Origin of the sequence: Kocuria gwangalliensis, from assembly GCF_039544365.1 — a bacterium.
In the GTDB taxonomy this organism is placed as follows: domain Bacteria; phylum Actinomycetota; class Actinomycetes; order Actinomycetales; family Micrococcaceae; genus Kocuria; species Kocuria gwangalliensis.
Genome location: NZ_BAABLN010000009.1, coordinates 98206 through 116623, shown reverse-complemented (window position 1 = coordinate 116623; position 18418 = coordinate 98206). Strand labels below are relative to the sequence as shown.

Sequence of the window (18418 nt, the reverse complement as noted above, 5' to 3'; positions counted from 1 at the left end):
GGGGAGAGGCTATGTCTTCATCAGCGTACGGTCCGGCGGGCGAACCGCGACCGGAGCACGAACCGCAGGGTTCGCAAACAACCAAGGCCATGCCGGCGGTCGGTGGACCCGCGGGCGAGAGCCCTGCCACCGCCCCGGGTGCCGCAGGGTCGCAACTGCCCGCGCCCCTGCGCGCCATGACCGGCAGGCACTGGCTCGTTCCGGTGCTGGCGGGAGTCGGCGGTTACCTGGCCACCGTCCTTGCCACGGTGCTCGCCCTTCTGATCACCGTGGTGGGGCTCGCACTGTCCGGGGATTCGTCGACCAATGACCTCACCTCGGACGTCACCGGGGGTCTGGACACGACCACGGACGGCAACCAGTTGTGGGTGCTCCTCTGTCTCCCCTTCCAACTGGCGGCGCTCGCGTTCCTGGCCCCGCTCCGTCTGGTCATGAGTGGAGCCGGGGAAGGCGCCTCCATGGGGCTGATTTTCCCCCTCTACCTCCCGCTGCTGTGCGGCATTGCCACCGCGTGGCTACTGGCGCGCAAGCTCAGTGGCCGCCTCACCCTCGACAACCGCGTGGTCCAGTGGCTCATGGCGGCCATCGCGGGCCTGGCGTGGGCGGTTACGGCACTCATCGTCACGGCCATCACCGTGGTGCGCACGGAGGTTCCCCTGTTCCTGTCCACCCTTGAGATGCGATTGACCGGCGTCAGCTTTGCCCTGGTCGCCGTGGCCTTCCTGGTGGGGGTGTTGAGCACTGCCGCGGCCCTCGACGTTCGTGTCGCACAACCCGCACCCGGTCGCGTGGTGACCACCACCGAGCGGTATGCTCCGGGCCTGCTCCATGTGCTCCGCCCCATTGTGGTTCACCTCCTGGTGTTCTGCGTCCTGGCGGGCCTCGGAATCGTGACCTACGCCTTGGTGGAGGGTGGCGCCGCGGCGGGATTCTCGGCGGTCCTCTGGGTGCCCGTGGCAGCCGGGATGTTGTTCGTGCTCTCGCACCTGTCCGCCGTCACCATCACCGGTGCGGGCGGCTGGCTCGCGGAGGCCTCGGGATCCTCGAACGTCGCCTATTTGTGGACCGACGGTGATCAGCCCGTGTGGGCCATGCTCCTCCTAATTCTGCTGGCAGTGGTCTCGGCGGTGTGTGCCGCGCTGAGCTGGGCGCACGTGCGTCCTGTGGATCAGCGGGTTGCCCGCACGGTGCAGTCGTGGGCAGTTTTGCCGGTTGCTTATCTGCTGCTCGGGTTGCTGCTCACGTGGTTGTTGCGCGCCTCCGGCCAGCTGGGCGGGCTGCTCGGCCTGGACGGTGTCCTGGCCGTGCGTCCCGTCGCGTGGACGTGCATCGTGTTTCTGCTCTGGGGCGCCGCCATCGAGGCGCTCGCACGGTTCGTGGCGCCGGCGTTCGTCGGTGTGCTCCCCGGCGGCGTGAACCGGGCCCTGCGCGGCTCGGACCGAGCGCGGGGCCGGTCCTCCGTTGTCGCCGCGGCCGCCGCCATGGCGGGCGGTGCGGCGGCAACGGCTGCGGGACACGCTCCGCACGACGACGACGACGCCGCACGGCCGGCTTCCGAGCCCGGCTCCGGTCCCACGTACGGCTCGGGTGCTGCCCCCTCGGCGGCACCGCCAACGCCCAGGGAACCCATGGATCCGGCCAAGAAAAAGCGGATTCGTCTGCTGGCCATCATCGTGGGGTCGATCATTCTGCTGGCCGTGATTGCCGCCATCGTGTTCTCCGTGGTCAGCCGAACGGCGTTCGGACCGGACAAGAAGGCCGAAGAACTCATGGAGGCCGTGGTGAGCGGAGATGCTCAGCGGGCCACCGAACTCGTTGATCCGAACGTGTCCACGCAGCAGCGCGGCCTGCTCACCAATGACATTTACGGCGCTGCCGAGAATCGGATCTCCTCCTACGAAATCACCGACACCACGGTCAACGGGGATCGTGCCACGGTGGACGCAAAGGTCACTCAGGACAACGTGAGCACGGACGTGACCATGAACCTCGTGTCCGATGGGCGCGAGGGACTGTTCAAATCCTGGCGCCTGGAGAGCCCGGAATCACTGCTGTACCAGGAGGTCACGGTCCAGGTGCCCGCCGGTGTTGAAACCATGAACGTCAACGGGAACCCGGTGGGTATTCCCCGTGAATCGGAACCGCATTCCGTCTCACTCACGGTGCTGCCCGGCGATTACGACATGTCCGTGGCCGCCCCCAGCAAGTACGTGACCTATGGCGAACCCCAAACGGCGGAGGTGCGCGCCGATGACCGGTTCATGAGCGACACCGTGCAGTTCTCCATGGAGCACACCCCGGAACTGGCGCAGGAGGCCGCGCGGGTGGCCAACGCCAAGCTGGACGAGTGCGCGGCGTCGGGATCCTTCGATCCGGAAGGGTGTTCCTTCGGGTTCAATTCCTACGACGATAACGAGGACTACCGGAACCCCACATGGACCATTACGGAATACCCGGAGTACGAGGTGTACGGAAGTGGGGACACCCTGACCCTGAGCACGTCCTCCGCGGGTGAGGCCAAGCTCGAATATCAGTACAACTCCGAGTGGGATGACGATGAGCCGGCGGACTGGGAGGACCAGGACACGGAGACCAGCCTGTACGGTTCCGGTGATCTGGTCGTCACCGGAGAGACGGTGGAGGTGACCTTCTCCGACTACTGATGACTCGCGGGTGCCCCCATTACAGGGTCCCGGACAACCGCGCCCGCATCCGGCGGGACGCCAGGTTGAGGCCCTGGATCTTCACGGTGGTGCCGTGGGCGCGGTACTTATCCGTGACGGCGTCCACGGCAGCCACCGTGGAGGCATCCCAGATGTGCGATTCGCTGAAGTCGATCACCACGGTGGCCGGGTCCTCGGCGTAGCGGAACTGGGTGTAGAGGTCGTTGGAGGAGGCGAAGAACAACTCGCCGCGCACGCGGTAGGTGGCCACGGCGGCGTCGTCAGGGGCGGGAGTCACCGTGCGTTCCACCGTGACCACGTGTGCCACGCGCCGGGCGAAGCCGATCACCGCCGCCAGGACACCGGCCGCGACACCGAGCGCCAAGTTGTGCGTGGCCACCGTGACGGCAACGGTCACGAGCATGACCACGGTTTCGGACAGCGGCATGCGGCGCAGTGTCGAGGGGCGGATGGAATGCCAGTCGAACGTGGACCAGGCCACAAAGATCATGACGGCGGCCAGCGCGGCCATGGGAATGATGCCCACGATCTCACCGAGCAGCACCACGAGCAGGAGAAGGAAGAGTCCGGACAGGAACGTCGAGATCCGGGTGCGCGCGCCCGAGGCCCGCACGTTGATCATCGTCTGCCCGATCATGGCGCAACCGCCCATGGTGCCGAACATGCCGCTGACCACATTGCCCACGCCCTGGCCCCAGGTTTCACGGGTTTTGTTGGAGGGCGTGTCGGTGATGTCGTCCACGAGTTTCGCGGTCATGAGTGATTCCATGATGCCCACCACCGCCATGGTCAGGGCGAACGGCGCAATGATCTGCAGTGTGTCCAGGGTGTAGGGGACGTCCGGGACGATCAGCTGCGGCCAGGAGTCGGGAAGTTTTCCCTTGTCACCCACCGTGGGCACGTTCAAACCCAGCAGCACCACCACCGGGGTGAGCACCAGGATGACCACGAGCGGCGCCGGTACCGCGGTGGTGATCCGGGGCAGGCCAAACACGATCAGTAGCGCCGCCGCAGCAATCGGGTACACCGCCCACGGCACGTTGATGAGTTCTTGGAGCTGCGGGACGAACAACAAAATGGCCAGCGCGTTCACAAAGCCCACCATGACCGAACGCGGGACAAAGCGAATGATCCGCGCAAAACCCACCGCGCCCAACACGATCTGGAAAACACCCGCCAGGATCACCGCGGCAATCAGGTAGTTCACGCCGTGGGATGCCACCAGCGGGGCCATGACCAGCGCGGTCGCTCCGGTGGCGGCGGAAATCATGGCGGGGCGCCCACCCACGAACGCCAACGTCATGGCCATGAGCGCCGCCGCGAACAGCCCCACCTGCGGATCCACGCCGGCGATCACGGAGAAGGCAATGGCCTCGGGAATCAAGGCCAGCCCCACCACCAGGGCACCCAGCACCTCGGTCTTGAGCCACGACGGGGTGCGCAGGGTACGAGCCACGGACTGGCGTTGCAGCGGCGTGATGTGGTGGATGCGCGCGGAGGAAGACACGAAACTCCCGGGTGAGATGCAAGGGTACGGGCGGTGAGCGCATTCTGATCGACGTTAGAGCCAGGAAACGGCCTGTTCTTGGTTTCAACGTCGATCAAATTGCAGGGGGCGCGGGTTCTGGGTCGTACCGTCAATGAGAGAGCACCCCGACGCCCGGGCTGTGCAACTTAGGACGAGCCGCTAGGGCAGCGGCACCGGGCCCTCGGAACCGGCGGGGTACTCGAGCAGGGGCGCGTCAGTGGCGTAGGCGTTCTTGATGAGATCGATGATCCGCCAGCCCTCTTCGGTCGCGTCCGCGCGCACGGTGAAGGTGGGGTCCCCGTCCAGGATCCAGCGCACCACGGAGCCGTAAGCGGTGAGGCCGGGGGCGGGGGTGGCGCTGGACAGCGTCAATCGATTCATGCCTCGAGAGTCGAAGGGGCTACCCACGTTGAGTTCGATCTGCACCTGCTCGTCCTCGAAACCCACGCTCAGGGCATTGGGGGCCAGGGGGTGCGGCCAGCCCTCGTAGCCGTGCGGCGGTTGCCGGAAGGTGACGCGAATGTGCTGAACCGGGTTGCCGATGGCCTTGCCCGAACGCAGCGTGACGGGCACGCCGTTCCACCGCCAGGTGTCCACTTCCAGGGTGACCTGGGCAAACGTTTCCGTCTCCCGCGAGGGGTCAACGCCCTCTTCGGAGGCGTAATCGGGGAGCTCGTGCCCGTCCACGGTGCCCGCCGTGTACCGGCCGCGAACCACGGGGGTGATTGAACGGTAATGGGGGGAACGGGTGGAGGAATCCTCGCTCCACAACCGGGCGGCGCGGAGGACGTGCGCGGTGTTCGCGGGAACCTCCACGGGATCGAAACGAGAGGGTGGCTCCATCATGATCAACGCCATGACCTGCAACAGGTGGGACTGGATCATGTCCTCGGCGGCACCGGTGGAGTCGTAGAAACCGGCGCGGCCCTCCAGGGCCAGGGTCTCATCGAAGACGATCTCAATGGACTCGATGTGCTCGCGGTTCCAGACAGGCTCGAACATTCGGTTGCCGAAGCGCAGTCCACTCACGTCGAGAACCCCGGGCATGCCCAGGAAGTGGTCCACGCGGAACGTGTGTTCCTCATCGACTAGCTGGCCCACCAGGGAATTGAGTTCGCGGGCCGATGCCAGATCGGTGCCCACGGGCTTCTCGAGAGCCAGGCAAAGATCATCGGGCAGCGAATCCAGACTCTTCAGGGCCTCGCAGGCCTTCCGGGTGACCGCCGGAGCCAGGGCGAAATACAGGCAGACCGGCCCTTCCACGTCATCGAGCAGGGAGGCCAGTTGAGCCGGATCGGCCGCGTCGCACTCGATCCAGCGCGTGGACTCTTTCACCCGATCCACCGAAGGGCCGGTGGCGCCCACGGAATCAAAGGCCTTGGCGACCGTTTGGGGCCAATCGGCGCCCCGAACGTCGTCGTCGGGTCCCAGCGGGCCGGGGAAGGCGTCGCGGGCGGATCCGATCACCGTGATGTCCCGTTCGGGCTGGTGGTCGAGCAGCGTGCCCATGCCGGGCAGGAGTAGGCGGGCCGTGAGATCGCCGGAGGCGCCGAGGATGACCAGTGTCCTGATGTTGTCCATGCCCCTACGTTATGGCACCCGGGTGAACCGGCGGAGGCGTAATCTCCCAGGTGTCCGCAGGTTGCTGATGATTGAATGAGGGCCATGAGCACCCCTCTTGAGGATTACGCGCTGCTGGCCGATCTCCACACCGGGCCGTTGGTGTCCCGAGAGGGCAGCATGGACTGGTTGTGTTTCCCGCGCTTCGATTCCCCCGCGGTGTTCTGCTCGATCCTGGGCGACGAGGACAACGGTCGCTGGAAGCTCTCCGCGGTGGACGGCGAGGTGGTCTCGCGCCGTTACATCCCCCAAACTTTCGTGCTGGAAACCGAGTGGCGCACCCCCACCGGCCGTGTTCGGGTCACGGACTTCCTGCCGCCCAGTGACGCCCACGCGGACCTGGTGCGTCGCGTGGAATGCCTGGAAGGCACGGTCCAGGTGGAGCATGATCTGCGCATCCGCTTCGATTACGGCAGGGTCACCCCGTGGATCCGCCGCGTAGAACTCAACCCGCCCGGTGATCAACCCCACGATCACGACGACGCCGCTCACCCGTCACGCTCCGGCACGGAACCGCACCCGGTGGGCACCAACCAGGACCTGCGCCAACAGGACGGTCAGGGTCACTTGGAGCGTTCGTTCAAGAGCCGAACCGATGCCGGCTCGTACAAGAATTTCCGCGGCAGAGTGCGCCACGCGGCAAAAAAGGCTGCGGCCAGGCGGGATGTGCAGCACGGTCTGCTTGCCGTGGCCGGCCCGGACGCATTACTGCTGACCGGGCCTCAATTGAAGCCCTACCTCGTGGATCACGATGGAAAGTCCGTGCCGTCGCGCGGCGAGAAGGCGCACGGCCCCGGCGCGGACATTCGCGTCCTCGAAGGTCTGCGACGGGGCCATCACGGCACGTTCGATCTTTCCGCCGGTGAGCGGATGGACTGGGTGCTCACATGGTGTCACTCCTACGATCAACTCCCCGTTCCGGCGGAACCGGGCCTCGCGCAGCAGGCCACCGAAGAGTTCTGGCGCGACTGGGCCTCCGACGTGACCTTTGACGGTGAGTACGACGAGGCGATATCGCGCTCGCTGCTCGTGTTGCGTGCGCTGACCCATTCGGAGACCGGTGGCATTGTGGCCGCCCCCACCGCGAGCCTGCCCGAGGACTTCGGCGGGGAGCGGAACTGGGACTACCGCTACACGTGGCTGCGGGATGCGGCGCTGACCATTGAGGTTCTGGTGCAGCACGACCACCAGGACGGCGCGCTCCTGTGGCGGGACTGGTTGCTGCGAGCGGTCGCGGCGGACCCGGATCAGCTGCAGATCATGTACGGCATCGACGGGCGGCGCAATCTCGCGGAATACGAGTTGGCGCACCTGAGCGGCTATGAAGCCTCCACTCCCGTGCGCGTGGGCAACGGTGCCGTGGGCCAGTACCAGGCGGATGTCGTGGGCGAGGTGATGATCGCCCTGGCCACCCTGCGTGAGGCCGGGATCAAGGAGAACGACTACTCGTGGGGGTTGCAGTGCAACCTCATCGCTTTTTGCGAGATCCACATGGACGTGCCGGACAACGGGATCTGGGAGATGCGTGGTGAACCGCATTTCTTCACGCACGGGCGCGTGATGATGTGGGCCGCGTTCAACGAGGGCATCCGGGCCGTGCGGGAGCACGGGCTCGTGGGCGACGTCGAGCACTGGACCACGTTGCGGGACCGCCTGTATGACGAGATCTGGGAAAAGGGTTACAACGAGGAACTCGGGATCTTCACCCAGACCTACGACAATACCGAGGTGGACGCCTCCCTGCTGCAGCTGCCGCACACCGGGTTCATCGAGCCGGATCATCCGGCCATGCTGCGCACGACCGCGCGGATCGAGGAGGACCTGCAGGGCGACTATGGGCAGGTTTGGCGCTACCGCACCCTCGAATCCGGTCAGTCCATGGACGGGTTGAAAGGCCACGAGTACCCGTTCGTGATCTGCACTTTCTGGCTCGTGGAGCAGTACGCGCGTTCGGGCCGGTTGGACGAGGCTCGCGAGCTCATGCGCACCACGGTCGGGTTCTCATCGGACCTGGGCCTGCTGGCCGAGGAGTACGACGTCGTCGCGCACAGGATGGCGGGCAACTTCCCCCAGGCGTTCAGTCACCTGGGGTTGATTCGTGCGGCGGATGCGCTGAGGGAGGCGGGTGAGTGATCGGTCCGCCGTTTAGGCGCCGGTGTGGCCCATGCGGCGGGAAATCTCAGTGGCCGCGAGACTCGCTGCGTGGCACATATGCCGCGCCTGTTCCTCGCCCACGCGGAAACGTGGTGCTGCGACCATGAGTCCGGCCACCAGATCGCCCCGGTGATCCCGGATCCCGGCGCAAATGCCCACCTCGTCCACGGAGGTCCTGCCGTAGTTGAGGGCCACTCCCGAGAGCCGGACCTCCGCCAGTTTCTGCAGGTAGTTCGCTACGTGGGGTTCGTCCTGGACGGGTAGCTCTATGGCACCCGACAGCACCAGGGACCGGATGCGCGGTTCGGGCTGGTCGGAGAGGAATAGTTGGACGGAGGAGCTGTACGCGGTGTTGTACCGGGTGCCCAGGGGGGAGGTGTGTTTGATCGGGTGGGGGCTCGACAGTTGTTCCACGCACACCGCCTCGAAGCCGTTCCACAGCAGTAGCGCGGTGGTCTCCCCGGTCTGCGCCGTGAGTTCCTGCATGTGCGGGTAGGCCACGCGCCGCACGTCCATGGTGGCTAACAGCGGGCCGGACACCGTGATGAGCCCCATCCCCAGGCGGAACTGGCGGGACACGGGATCCTGCTCGACCACGTCCGAGTTCTCCAACGTGGCGAGGATCCGGGACACCGAGGACTTGTGCAGCCCCACCCGGTTTGCGATCTCGGTGACCCCCAGAAGTGGTTCCTCCGCCGAGAAGCAGCGCAGGACGGCCAGGGCATGGTCGATCACCGAGCTGCCTCGCGGCCGCCCCGGTTGCTGGGAGGTTGCGCTCATGGGTGTTCCGTTCTTCCGGAGGGGTGTGCAGTGGGCCGGGGCGCTCGGTACTGAACGGGTGGGGGCTGTGAGACGGTGTTACCGCCCCACGGCCCCCACCCGTTCGGCACCGCACCTCCATGCGGGGTGCGGTGCCCGGTAGTGCGGATCAGGCGTCCACGATGTTCTTCTCCGGACCGTACGGGAACTTGGTGATGTTCTCGGCGCCATCCTCGCCCACCACCAGGATGTCGTGCTCACGGTACCCGCCCGCCCCGGGCTGACCCTCCGGGACGGTGATCATGGGTTCCATGGACACGACCATTCCCGGTTCCAGAACGGTGTCGATGTCTTCACGCAGCTCCAGGCCCGCCTCGCGGCCATAGTAGTGGGACAGCACACCGAAGGAGTGCCCGTAGCCGAAGGTGCGGTTGGGCAGCAGGTTGTGGGAAACGTAGATCTTGTTCAGTTCCGCGGCGATGTCCTTGCAGACGGCGCCGGGCTTGATGAGTTCCAAGCCGGCCTCGTGGACCTCCACATTGATGTTCCACAGTCGCAGGGATTCCGCGTCCGGCTCACCCAGGAACAGGGTGCGTTCCAGGGCCGTGTAGTAGCCGCTGGTCATGGGGAAGCAGTTCAGGGAGAGGATGTCCCCGCGGCGCAGCTTACGGGTGGTGGCCCAGTTGTGGGCGCCGTCCGTATTGATCCCGGACTGGAACCACACCCACGTGTCGCGGATCTCGGAATCCGGGAAGGTGCGGGCGATCTCGTGGACCATGGCCTCGGTGCCGGCCAGCGCCACCTCGTACTCCATGACGCCCTCGCGGATGGCGTTGCGGATGGCCTCACCACCCAGGTCACCGATGCGGGCGCCGTGCTTGATGACCTCGATCTCCTCCGCGGACTTGATCGTCCGCTGACGCATGGAGTCCTGGGAGACGTCCACCAGCTCGGCGTCCGGGAAGGTCTCCCGGAAACGCCGGCGGATCAGCTCGGGCATCGTGTCGTCCTCCACGCCGAGGCGCTTCGCGGGGATCCCGCGTTCCTGCAAGGCCTGCTGGACGCCGTAGTAGAAGTTGTCACGGCGCCAGTCGGTGTAGACGATGTTCTCGCCGTAGCTGCGCCGCCACGGCATGCCTGCGTCGATGTTGGCCGTCACCGAGACGGAGTCCTCGGGGGTGACCACGAGGGCGTACGAACGGCCGAAGTAGGTGAACAGGAAATCGGAGTAGTACTTGATGCCCTGGTAGCTGGTGAGCACCACGGCGTCCAGGTCCTTCTCCGCCATGATCTGGCGTAGCCCGCCCAACCGACGCTCGAACTCCGCGTCCGAGAAGGTCAGGGGCGTTTTCTCGCCGTTGTGCAGGACTTTGAGGCGTTCGAGGTCGGAGACGGACGTGGCGGGGGTATCGGTGTTCATTATTTCTCCTTCGTGTGGTGTGGATGTTCGGACTCGGGGGCGTGTGTTCAGCGCTCGAGCCCGAGTTCGGTGGAAAGATCGGTGGCCAAGTCCGCAACGGTCTGCTCGAACAGCAGCCGTCCCTTCTGCGCCGTGGAACCGCTCGGCGCGGACAGTGCGCCCGTGTCCGGGGTCCGTTCCGGAACGACCGGTAGTCGGTCGAACCGGGGGAGCAGGGCGGGGCCGTGTTCCACGGCCTCGTCCATATGCACCAGTTCGGGGTGCAGGTGGAGCATGAGCGAGGTTTCGAGGACTCCGCCGTGTTCGATGTCCCAGCCAGGGAAGCCCTGGGGGTACACGGTTGCGAGGGTGCTCTCGGAAACGTAGTCCCAGTAGGACAACAGCAGGACCGACGGGCCGGCGGGGTCGGACAGGCCGAGGTCACGCAGCGCCAGGTCCACGCCCTCGTAGAGAAATTGGTAGTTCTCGTAGTGGCCGTTGACGAACACCAGGTTGCGGACACCTTGCTGCAGGAACGAGCGGGTGATGTCCCGGGTGATGCCGATCAAGCTGTCGGCATCGAGGCTCAGGGTGCCCCGCAAGTGGTTTCCCCCGCCGGACTTCTGCTGGGATTTGTATCCGTAGTTGAGAGTCTGGGCCACCTTGGCGCCGGTGCGCTCGGCCGCCCCCAGGCTCACGGCGGTCGCGAGCAGGCTGTCGGTTCCCAGGGGGAGGTGGGGCCCGTGTTGTTCGAGCGCTCCCACGGGGACCAGGACTGTGGCGCGTTCGTTGTCGAGCCAGTTGGAGAATTCAGGTGCCGTGGCATGTGCGAGCAGGGAAGTTTTCACGCGTGTCCCCCTTTCATGGGATCTTCATCCGGCGCGGTGGAAGGCCGGCGGGAATCCGCGACGGAGGTGTCGGTGAGGATGGGCATCTCTCCGGTGGGGAGACCGTGCTCGTCCACGTAGTCGTCTTCAGGGCGAGGATTCGGGTCGTTGATCTCTTTCTCGAGTCTCCTGCTGTCCTTGGTCCGTGTGACCAGCCTGCGGATCAGGTTGGCGATCATCAGGAAGATGATGAAGGAGAAGGGGAAGGCCCCGATGATGGTGCCGGTCTGGACCGTGTCGACCACCGAGGTGCCACCGATGGACAGGAGCGCGGTCGCCACGGCGGCAATGCTCACAACCAGGACCACCCGAAACCACGGACCGGCCTTCCGGGGTGCGGACACGAACTCGGCAAGCGCGTAGGTCCCTGAGTCAAGGCTGGTGACGTAGTAGGTCGCCACGAGGATGGTGGCCACCACCAGGAGGATCCCTCCCACGAGCGGGACCATTTCGAGCGCTGCGAACAGACCGGAGGAGGTGTCTGCGGCGACCTTATCTGCAATTTCACCGCTGCTTTGCTGGTTGTAGTACACCGCGGCGGATCCAATGATGCCGATCCAGATCATGACGATCAACGACGGGATAATGGTCACGCCCAGGATGAATTCCCGGATGGTGCGACCACGGGAAATCCTGGCGATGAATCCCCCGACGAAGGGGGAGAAGGCGATCACCCAGCACCAGATGAAGACTGTCCACGGTCCACTCCAGCTATCGGACCAGCTCTCGAGCGGGGCACCGGCTGTGCCGGAGTCGGACCAGAAGCTCATCGGGATGAAGTTGTAGATGAAGGTACCGAAGGTCTGCGTCAGGTTCGAAAGAACGAAAACGATGGGGCCGAAGAGGAAGACCCCCACGACCAGCACGATACTGAGCACCGAGTTGGCCTCGCTGATGCGCTTCATGCCCTTGTTGACCCCGACGAATGCCGAGAAAGCGGCGAACGCGGCTAGTGCGACGATGACGATGACCCATACGGTGATGCTCGGCTCCACGCCGGTGAAGGTGGACAGGCCGCTGGTGAACTGCATCACGGCGAAACCGAAAGAAGTCGCGAGACCCAGGACGGTGGCGATGATGGCCAATAGTTCGACAATCACGCCTGCGGAACGCTGCAGGGGTGCGGGGAGGATGTCAACGGTGGCCTCACGGAAGGTCAGGGTCTTCCCCAGATTATGGTGGGAGTAGGCAAGGCAGAGGGCAACCACGCAGTACATCGCCCACGCGGTCAATCCCCAGTGGAAATAGGCCCAGACCATCCCGGGTTCCCCCGGGCTGTCGGAGCCGGGGACCACGGGAGCCTCGTCGCCCAGCAGCATGGGCTCGGCAACGGACCAGAAGATCAGTCCCACGCCCTGCCCGCAGGCGAACAGCATCGAGTACCAGGCGAACTTGCTGTGCTCGGGCCGAGCCTTCGGGCCGCCCAGTCGAACCCGGCCGATCTTGCTGAACGCCAACCACGCGCACACTGCGATGGCCGTCAAGGAATAGAGCACGAACCACCAGGTGAATCCGGAGGTCACCCACGTCCGAAGATCGTTGATGACGCGAGCCGACCCGTCGGGATTGACGCTGACGGCCACGATGACCGCGATGATCAACAGCGGGGGCAGGACCGTGATGATCGTTCGATCGACCGGTGGGATCACCCGTCCTCGGAACCGTGGAAGCGAAACCTTCAGCTGCTGATCTGCCTCGGGCACTGCTTCGCCCGTGCGGTCCGTGACCTGCTGGTCTCTTAACCGGGCCATGCGACCTCCTTCCATCGCCGACGGCCTTGCCGACGACCGTTCTGTCGAAAAAAGCTGGGTGATGATCTCTCTAACGAAGTTGCATCTAGCAATACGGTGTTGCAAGTAAAGTGAACAGCATCACACCTCATTGGTCAAGAGTTCTCATGAATCCGCGATCTTCAAGCGAGTGCGCGGGATCCCACCACGTAAAGTTCAGTCGAACGGAACCTGTGCGCAACTTTGTTGCAACACTTGTCAGTTCTGCGACCCAAGCGCAACGGAAGGTGTAGGGACAAACGCGATCAATGGGTGAGTGGGCGGCCTGCAGTCTCTTTGGAGACGGCTACGGCGATCAAAGATCCAAGGGCTGCGACCACCAAGTACCACGCAGGTGCCAATGGAGTATTGAGAGCTGAAATCAAAAGAGTGGCCATGAAAGGCGCGGTGCCGCCGAATAAAGCATTGGAGACGTTGAAGCTGACAGCAAAACCGCTGTAGCGCATTCGGGTGGGGAAAGCTTCGGCCAGGAAGCTAGGTAGTGTCCCGTCGTTGAGAGTCAGCATGGCCCCGAGGACTACTTGAAGTATGAGGATCAGGACAAATGAGCCGGTGTCCAAGAGCATGAAGATGGGCACCGTGAGCACCATGAAGCTGATAGACGCCGCCATCAGGACTTTCTTGCGGCCGAATCGATCTGAGGCCATCCCTGTCAGGAAAATAAATCCCACATATGTGACCAGGGCAATGGACGTAGCAATGAAGGACTCGGTCTGGCCAAGTCCCACTTCCTCGTGGAGGTACGTGGGCATGTAGCTGAGCAGTATGTAGAAGCCCACCGCGTTCAGTAGTACTGCGCCGATGGTGCGGAGCAATGTCCACCAGTGGTACTTGAACATGTCCAGAACCGGGGTTGATTTCGTCTGTTCCTGTTCCGCGAGTTCACGGAACACGGGTGCGTCCTCGAGCCGGTTACGGATGTATCGGCCGATGAGACCCATTGGTCCTGCTAAGAGGAACGGGACTCTCCAGCCCCAGGACAGCATCTGATCGTCGGAGAGGATGGCCGTGAGCCCGGCGACGAACAACGAGCCGAAGAGTAGGCCACTGGCCGTGCTTGCCGGTACCACCGCTGCATAGACCCCTCGCTTGTGGTCCGGGGCGTACTCCACCAGGAAGGCCGACGCGCCCGCATACTCGCCTGCGGCGGAAAACCCTTGGACCACACGCACGACCAACAACAGAATGGGCGCCGCAATGCCGATAGTTCTGTAATCGGGGATCAGAGCGATAGCGAATGTGGCTGCGGACATCACCAGGATGGAGAACGACAAAGCCACCGTCCGCCCAATCTTGTCCCCGATGTGACCCCATACGAACCCGCCTATCGGGCGGATGAAGAACGAGATGGCGAAGAGCCCGAAAGTCGCGAGCAAGGCTGTCTGTGGGTCTGAGTCCGGGAAGAACACCCGGGAGATGGTCGCGGCTAAATAGCCGTAAACCGCGTAATCGAACCACTCCACGAAGTTGCCCACGAAGCTCGCCGCAATGACTCGGCGTCGCTCGCTCTGGGTGACCACCTTCGAGGTGGTGCCGGATGTTTGTTGTGCCACGGGATTACTTTCGAGCGACCTGCCGAGTAGAAGCAAGTGTGTGATTCAGTGGCAGTGGAGAACTCACTTGATGACCGGTCCAGTTGCAGTGAGCGCAAGCTGGTTGTGCAAATGTAAGCTGCATCACACGACAAGGTCAAGGCTCAGAGGCAGATTCTCCGGCCGGCCCAGTAGAAATGGGGACTCTTAGGCAATTTTTGCGGGGGTTTAATGCTTCGACAAGTGCAAGAGTAAGAAGAAGACGGCCCAACCCGTAAGGTCCAATCAACGCAACAATGTTGTCTTTTTTGCAACACTGTTAGAGATCCATCTTAACCATGATGGCGCCACTCGCGCGGGGCACGGGCTTCTCATGGCGGGCGTCCGCCTTCTCGCCGGACGGGGAACGGAGGGCGCGGAGACCGGTGGGACGATTCAGTGGTGGAGTACCTGAACGGTCTCCCGCAGTTCAAGGACACGGTCTCGAAGACCCTCGCCGTTCCCCAGCCCGATCCGACTGTCCCCGGGTCGGGCTGGGGATGCGTGTGTGTCCAAAATGCGGCGGTCGTCAAGGATTCCGCTATGCCGAACCGTCGCCAACACTGTCCGGTGGCCCCGTGAGGTGTCAGAGCACCTTGCGCATGTGCTGCTCGAACTCGCCCACGTGCTCGCGCATGATCTCCGCGGCGTCCTCACCGCGGCCACTCAGGACGGCATCCAGCAGTTGCGAGTGGACCGCGATGTGTTCCGTGGGAGTGGGGTTCCGGGTGGCGGCCAGACACCAGATCCGGGTGGCCAGGTTCCCGTACCGAACCAGCGTGGCCTCGAGGTGGGCATTGCCGGCGGCATGGTAGAGGGCACGGTGGATCGTGCTGTCCCAGCGCAACGCGTCCTGGGGGTCGGAGGAATCTCCCGGGGAGGCGGCATCGAGCTGACCCTTGAGGTTCTCGAGCTCACCGCGTGAGCGGTGATCCAGCCGCTGTGCGGCCAGCCGCGCGGCGAGGGGTTCGAGCACCTCCCGGACCTCCGAGACCTCGGAGAGCACGGTGATGTCCACGGAGGTGGCGAACGTGCCGCGACGAGGGAAAGTGGTCACCAGCCGCTCGGACTCCAGTCGCTTCAGTGCCTCACGCAGCGGAGTGCGACCCACCTCCAGCTCGAGTCCCAGCTGCGTCTCGTTCAGCGGATCGCCAGGGGCGATGTCCAAGAAGATGAGCCTGTCCTGGAGAAGTTCGAACGCCCGAGTAGCCAACGATGCGCTTGATCCCGTGTTCTTCATCCGGCCCTTCCTCTCGATTCCGACCAGATTCTAACCGGGCTTCGTGCCGGCCGGCCGATGGCTCACCGGGGTCGTGGCGTCCGGACCCCGTACCGGCCCGGATGACACCGATTAGAAAAAATTTCGGAAACCCATTGACGGGTCGCCACCGTGACCGTAACTTGGATCACAGCCTGATATATCAATTACGTATCAGAAGACGGAGCAACACCTGAGGAGGCCGAGGATGGTCGATCTGAATACTCATCTCGCCCAGGGCGACCCTGAAGTGGCCGAGGCCATCGAAGCCGAGCTGCGACGCCAGCAAGGAACCCTGGAAATGATCGCTTCCGAGAACTTTGCGCCCATGGCGGTGATGCAGGCGCAGGGGTCGGTGCTCACCAACAAGTACGCGGAGGGCTACCCCGGCCGTCGGTATTACGGCGGCTGTGAACACGTGGACGTGATCGAGCAACTGGCCATCGACCGGGTCAAGGACCTGTTCGGCGCCGAACACGCCAATGTGCAGCCTCACTCGGGGGCGCAGGCCAACGCCGCGGCGATGTTCGCGCTGTTGGACCCAGGGGACACGATTCTGGGGTTGAACCTGGCTCACGGTGGTCACCTGACCCACGGCATGAAACTGAATTTTTCCGGCAAGCTCTACAACGTGGTGGCCTACGGCGTGTCGGAAGAGGACCTGGAGATCGACATGGCCGAGGTCGAGCGCCTCGCCGTCGAACACCGGCCCAAGCTGATCGTGGCCGGCTGGTCCGCCTACACCCGCCAGCTGGATTTCGCGCGCTTCCGCGAGATCGCGGACCAGGTGGGGGCCTACCTCATGGTGGACATGGCCCACTTCGCCGGTCTGGTGGCCGCCGGCCTGCACCCCAATCCCGTGCCCCACGCGGACGTGGTGACCACCACCACGCACAAGACCCTGGGCGGCCCACGCGGCGGGGTGATCCTGTGCAAGCAGGAGCTGGCCAAGAAGATGAACTCCGCGGTGTTCCCCGGCCAGCAGGGCGGCCCGCTCGAGCACGTGATCGCGGCGAAGGCCGTGGCCTTCAAGTACGCCGCCGGTGAAGAGTTCAAGGACCGGCAGCGCCGCACCCTCGAGGGCGCCAAAATCCTGGCCGAGCGACTGCTGCACGATGACGTGGCGGAGCAGGGGATCGGGCTGGTCAACGGCGGCACGGACGTGCACCTGGTGCTTGTGGATCTGCGCAACGCCCAGCTGGACGGCAAGCAGGGCGAGGACCTGCTGCACCGAGTGGACATCACGGTCAACCGTAACGCGGTGCCTTTCGACCCGCGCCCGCCCATGGTCTCCTCGGGGTTGCGGATCGGCACCCCCGCGTTGGCCACCCGAGGATTCGGCCCCGACGAGTTCCGCGAGGTCGCCGACATCATTGCCCGGACCTTGCTGACGGCCGCCGACGACGCCGCCGCCCTCGACGGCCTACGCGAGCGCGTGAACGCCCTGGCCGCCGCCTTCCCGCTCTACCCCGAACTTTCGGCGAGCAATGCTGACGCCGAATCCACCCATGACTACGCCGAAGCGGCGATGAACGGAGTGTCCTGATGGCTGATCTCTTGCCGGATCACCCGGATTTCCTGTGGCGCAACCCGGACCCCAAACCTTCCTACGACGTGGTGATCGTAGGCGGTGGCGGGCACGGGCTGGCCACCGCCTACTACCTGGCCAAGCACCACGGCATCACCAACGTGGCCGTGCTGGAGAAGGGTTGGCTGGGCGGCGGCAACATGGCCCGCAACACCACCATCATCCGCTCCAACTACCTGTGGGACGAGTCCTCGGGGATGTACGAGCACTCCTTGAAGTTGTGGGAGCAGCTGCCGGACGAACTCGAGTACGACTTCCTGTTCTCCCAGCGCGGGGTGCTGAACCTGGCCCACACTCTGCAGGACGTACGTGAAAGCACACGGCGCGTGAATGCGAACAAGCTCAACGGCGTGGACGCGGAGTGGATCGACCCCCAGCAGGTCAAGGAACTGTGCCCCATCATCAACATCGGTGACGACATCCGGTACCCGATCATGGGCGCCACCTACCAGCCGCGCGCGGGTATTGCCAAGCACGACCACGTGGCATGGGCCTTCGCCCGCAAATGCGACGAGATGGGCGTGGACATCATCCAGAACTGCGAGGTCACCGGTTTCGTGAAGGAAGCCGGACGGGTGATCGCTGTGGAGACCAGCCGGGGCCGGATCAACGCCGGCAAGGTCGCGCTGTGCGGTGCGGGTAACTCCTCGGTGCTGGCCGAACTGGCGGGCTTCGAGCTGCCCATCCAGTCCCACCCGCTGCAGGCTCTCGTCTCCGAACTGCACGAGATGGTCCACCCCACCGTGGTGATGTCCAACCACGTCCACGTGTACGTCTCCCAGGCGCACAAGGGTGAGCTGGTCATGGGTGCCGGCATTGACGCCTACAACGGCTACGGCCAGCGCGGTTCGTTCCACGTGATCGAGGAGCAAATGGCCGCCGCGGTGGAGCTGTTCCCGATCTTCGCCCGGGCCCACGTGCTGCGCACGTGGGGTGGAGTGGTGGACGTCACGCTGGACGCCTCCCCGATCGTGTCCAAGACACCCGTGGATCAGCTCTACGTCAACTGCGGCTGGGGCACCGGCGGTTTCAAGGGAACCCCGGGGGCGGGCTTCACGCTCGCGCACACCATTGCCCATGACGAACCACACCCGCTCAACGAGGCCTTCAGTCTCGAACGGTTCGAGACGGGCATGCTGATCGACGAGCACGGCGCCGCCGCCGTGGCGCACTAGAGGGA

The 18418-nt window shown here is 64.5% G+C and carries 12 protein-coding genes; 4 read left to right on the top strand and 8 right to left on the bottom strand.

The window, feature by feature from the left end:
- Nucleotides 1-11 precede the first annotated feature (11 nt).
- Nucleotides 12-2663 (top strand): zinc ribbon domain-containing protein, encoded by a 2652-nt coding sequence (locus tag ABEA06_RS04725; RefSeq protein WP_345310745.1) that lies wholly within the window; start codon nt 12-14, stop codon nt 2661-2663.
- 19 nt (nt 2664-2682) lie between these two features.
- On the opposite strand, the gene ABEA06_RS04720 is transcribed toward ABEA06_RS04725, so the two are convergent.
- Nucleotides 2683-4191: a SulP family inorganic anion transporter gene (locus ABEA06_RS04720; RefSeq protein ID WP_345310744.1), complete on the bottom strand. Its 1509-nt coding sequence runs from the start codon at nt 4189-4191 to the stop codon at nt 2683-2685.
- Nucleotides 4192-4371: 180 nt separating this feature from the next.
- Nucleotides 4372-5793 (bottom strand): glucose-6-phosphate dehydrogenase, encoded by a 1422-nt coding sequence (locus ABEA06_RS04715; protein WP_303382362.1) that lies wholly within the window; start codon nt 5791-5793, stop codon nt 4372-4374.
- An 84-nt stretch (nt 5794-5877) separates the two neighbouring features.
- Here ABEA06_RS04715 and ABEA06_RS04710 point away from each other — a divergent pair, with 84 nt between their 5' ends.
- Entirely contained in the window at nt 5878-7965 is a 2088-nt protein-coding gene (locus tag ABEA06_RS04710; RefSeq protein WP_345310743.1) for a glycoside hydrolase family 15 protein, read from the top strand.
- Nucleotides 7966-7977: 12 nt separating this feature from the next.
- Here ABEA06_RS04710 and ABEA06_RS04705 read toward each other — a convergent pair whose 3' ends face one another.
- The 6 genes from ABEA06_RS04705 to ABEA06_RS04680 form a co-directional block, all read right to left on the bottom strand.
- The gene (locus ABEA06_RS04705; protein WP_303382364.1) at nt 7978-8766 is read right to left on the bottom strand and encodes an IclR family transcriptional regulator; all 789 of its coding nucleotides are present in this window, start codon (nt 8764-8766) and stop codon (nt 7978-7980) included.
- 148 nt (nt 8767-8914) lie between these two features.
- A complete protein-coding gene (locus tag ABEA06_RS04700) occupies nt 8915-10165 on the bottom strand; it encodes a M24 family metallopeptidase (protein ID WP_345310742.1) in 1251 nt (416 codons plus the stop codon).
- A 47-nt stretch (nt 10166-10212) separates the two neighbouring features.
- Nucleotides 10213-10992, bottom strand: a complete 780-nt coding sequence (locus ABEA06_RS04695) for a creatininase (protein ID WP_345310741.1) — start codon at nt 10990-10992, stop codon at nt 10213-10215.
- Nucleotides 10989-12782 carry a BCCT family transporter gene (locus tag ABEA06_RS04690; RefSeq protein ID WP_312396480.1) on the bottom strand — a complete coding sequence of 598 codons (1794 nt, stop codon included), beginning with the start codon at nt 12780-12782 and terminating at the stop codon, nt 10989-10991. The genes ABEA06_RS04695 and ABEA06_RS04690 overlap by 4 nt, the downstream gene beginning before the upstream one ends.
- A 284-nt stretch (nt 12783-13066) precedes the next feature.
- Nucleotides 13067-14374: an MFS transporter gene (locus ABEA06_RS04685; RefSeq protein ID WP_315275787.1), complete on the bottom strand. Its 1308-nt coding sequence runs from the start codon at nt 14372-14374 to the stop codon at nt 13067-13069.
- A 604-nt stretch (nt 14375-14978) separates the two neighbouring features.
- The gene (locus ABEA06_RS04680) at nt 14979-15632 is read right to left on the bottom strand and encodes a GntR family transcriptional regulator (protein ID WP_315275789.1); all 654 of its coding nucleotides are present in this window, start codon (nt 15630-15632) and stop codon (nt 14979-14981) included.
- A gap of 226 nt (nt 15633-15858) precedes the next feature.
- Between ABEA06_RS04680 and glyA the strand changes: the two genes are divergently transcribed.
- Both glyA and ABEA06_RS04670 read left to right on the top strand, forming a co-directional pair.
- Nucleotides 15859-17196: a serine hydroxymethyltransferase gene (glyA, locus tag ABEA06_RS04675; RefSeq protein WP_312396476.1), complete on the top strand. Its 1338-nt coding sequence runs from the start codon at nt 15859-15861 to the stop codon at nt 17194-17196.
- On the top strand, nt 17196-18413 hold the full coding sequence (locus ABEA06_RS04670) for a sarcosine oxidase subunit beta family protein (RefSeq protein ID WP_345310740.1): 1218 nt from the start codon (nt 17196-17198) through the stop codon (nt 18411-18413). The genes glyA and ABEA06_RS04670 overlap by 1 nt, the downstream gene beginning before the upstream one ends.
- Nucleotides 18414-18418 lie beyond the last annotated feature (5 nt).

What these genes read in the sequence shown, in the direction of transcription:
- glyA (WP_312396476.1), top strand. Translation starts at nt 15,859, where the DNA reads ATGGTCGATCTGAATACTCATCTCGCCCAGGGCGACCCTGAAGTGGCC.
- ABEA06_RS04690 (WP_312396480.1), bottom strand. Translation starts at nt 12,782, where the DNA reads ATGGCCCGGTTAAGAGACCAGCAGGTCACGGACCGCACGGGCGAAGCA.
- ABEA06_RS04670 (WP_345310740.1), top strand. Translation starts at nt 17,196, where the DNA reads ATGGCTGATCTCTTGCCGGATCACCCGGATTTCCTGTGGCGCAACCCG.
- ABEA06_RS04705 (WP_303382364.1), bottom strand. Translation starts at nt 8,766, where the DNA reads ATGAGCGCAACCTCCCAGCAACCGGGGCGGCCGCGAGGCAGCTCGGTG.
- ABEA06_RS04715 (WP_303382362.1), bottom strand. Translation starts at nt 5,793, where the DNA reads ATGGACAACATCAGGACACTGGTCATCCTCGGCGCCTCCGGCGATCTC.
- ABEA06_RS04700 (WP_345310742.1), bottom strand. Translation starts at nt 10,165, where the DNA reads ATGAACACCGATACCCCCGCCACGTCCGTCTCCGACCTCGAACGCCTC.
- ABEA06_RS04680 (WP_315275789.1), bottom strand. Translation starts at nt 15,632, where the DNA reads ATGAAGAACACGGGATCAAGCGCATCGTTGGCTACTCGGGCGTTCGAA.
- ABEA06_RS04725 (WP_345310745.1), top strand. Translation starts at nt 12, where the DNA reads ATGTCTTCATCAGCGTACGGTCCGGCGGGCGAACCGCGACCGGAGCAC.
- ABEA06_RS04710 (WP_345310743.1), top strand. Translation starts at nt 5,878, where the DNA reads ATGAGCACCCCTCTTGAGGATTACGCGCTGCTGGCCGATCTCCACACC.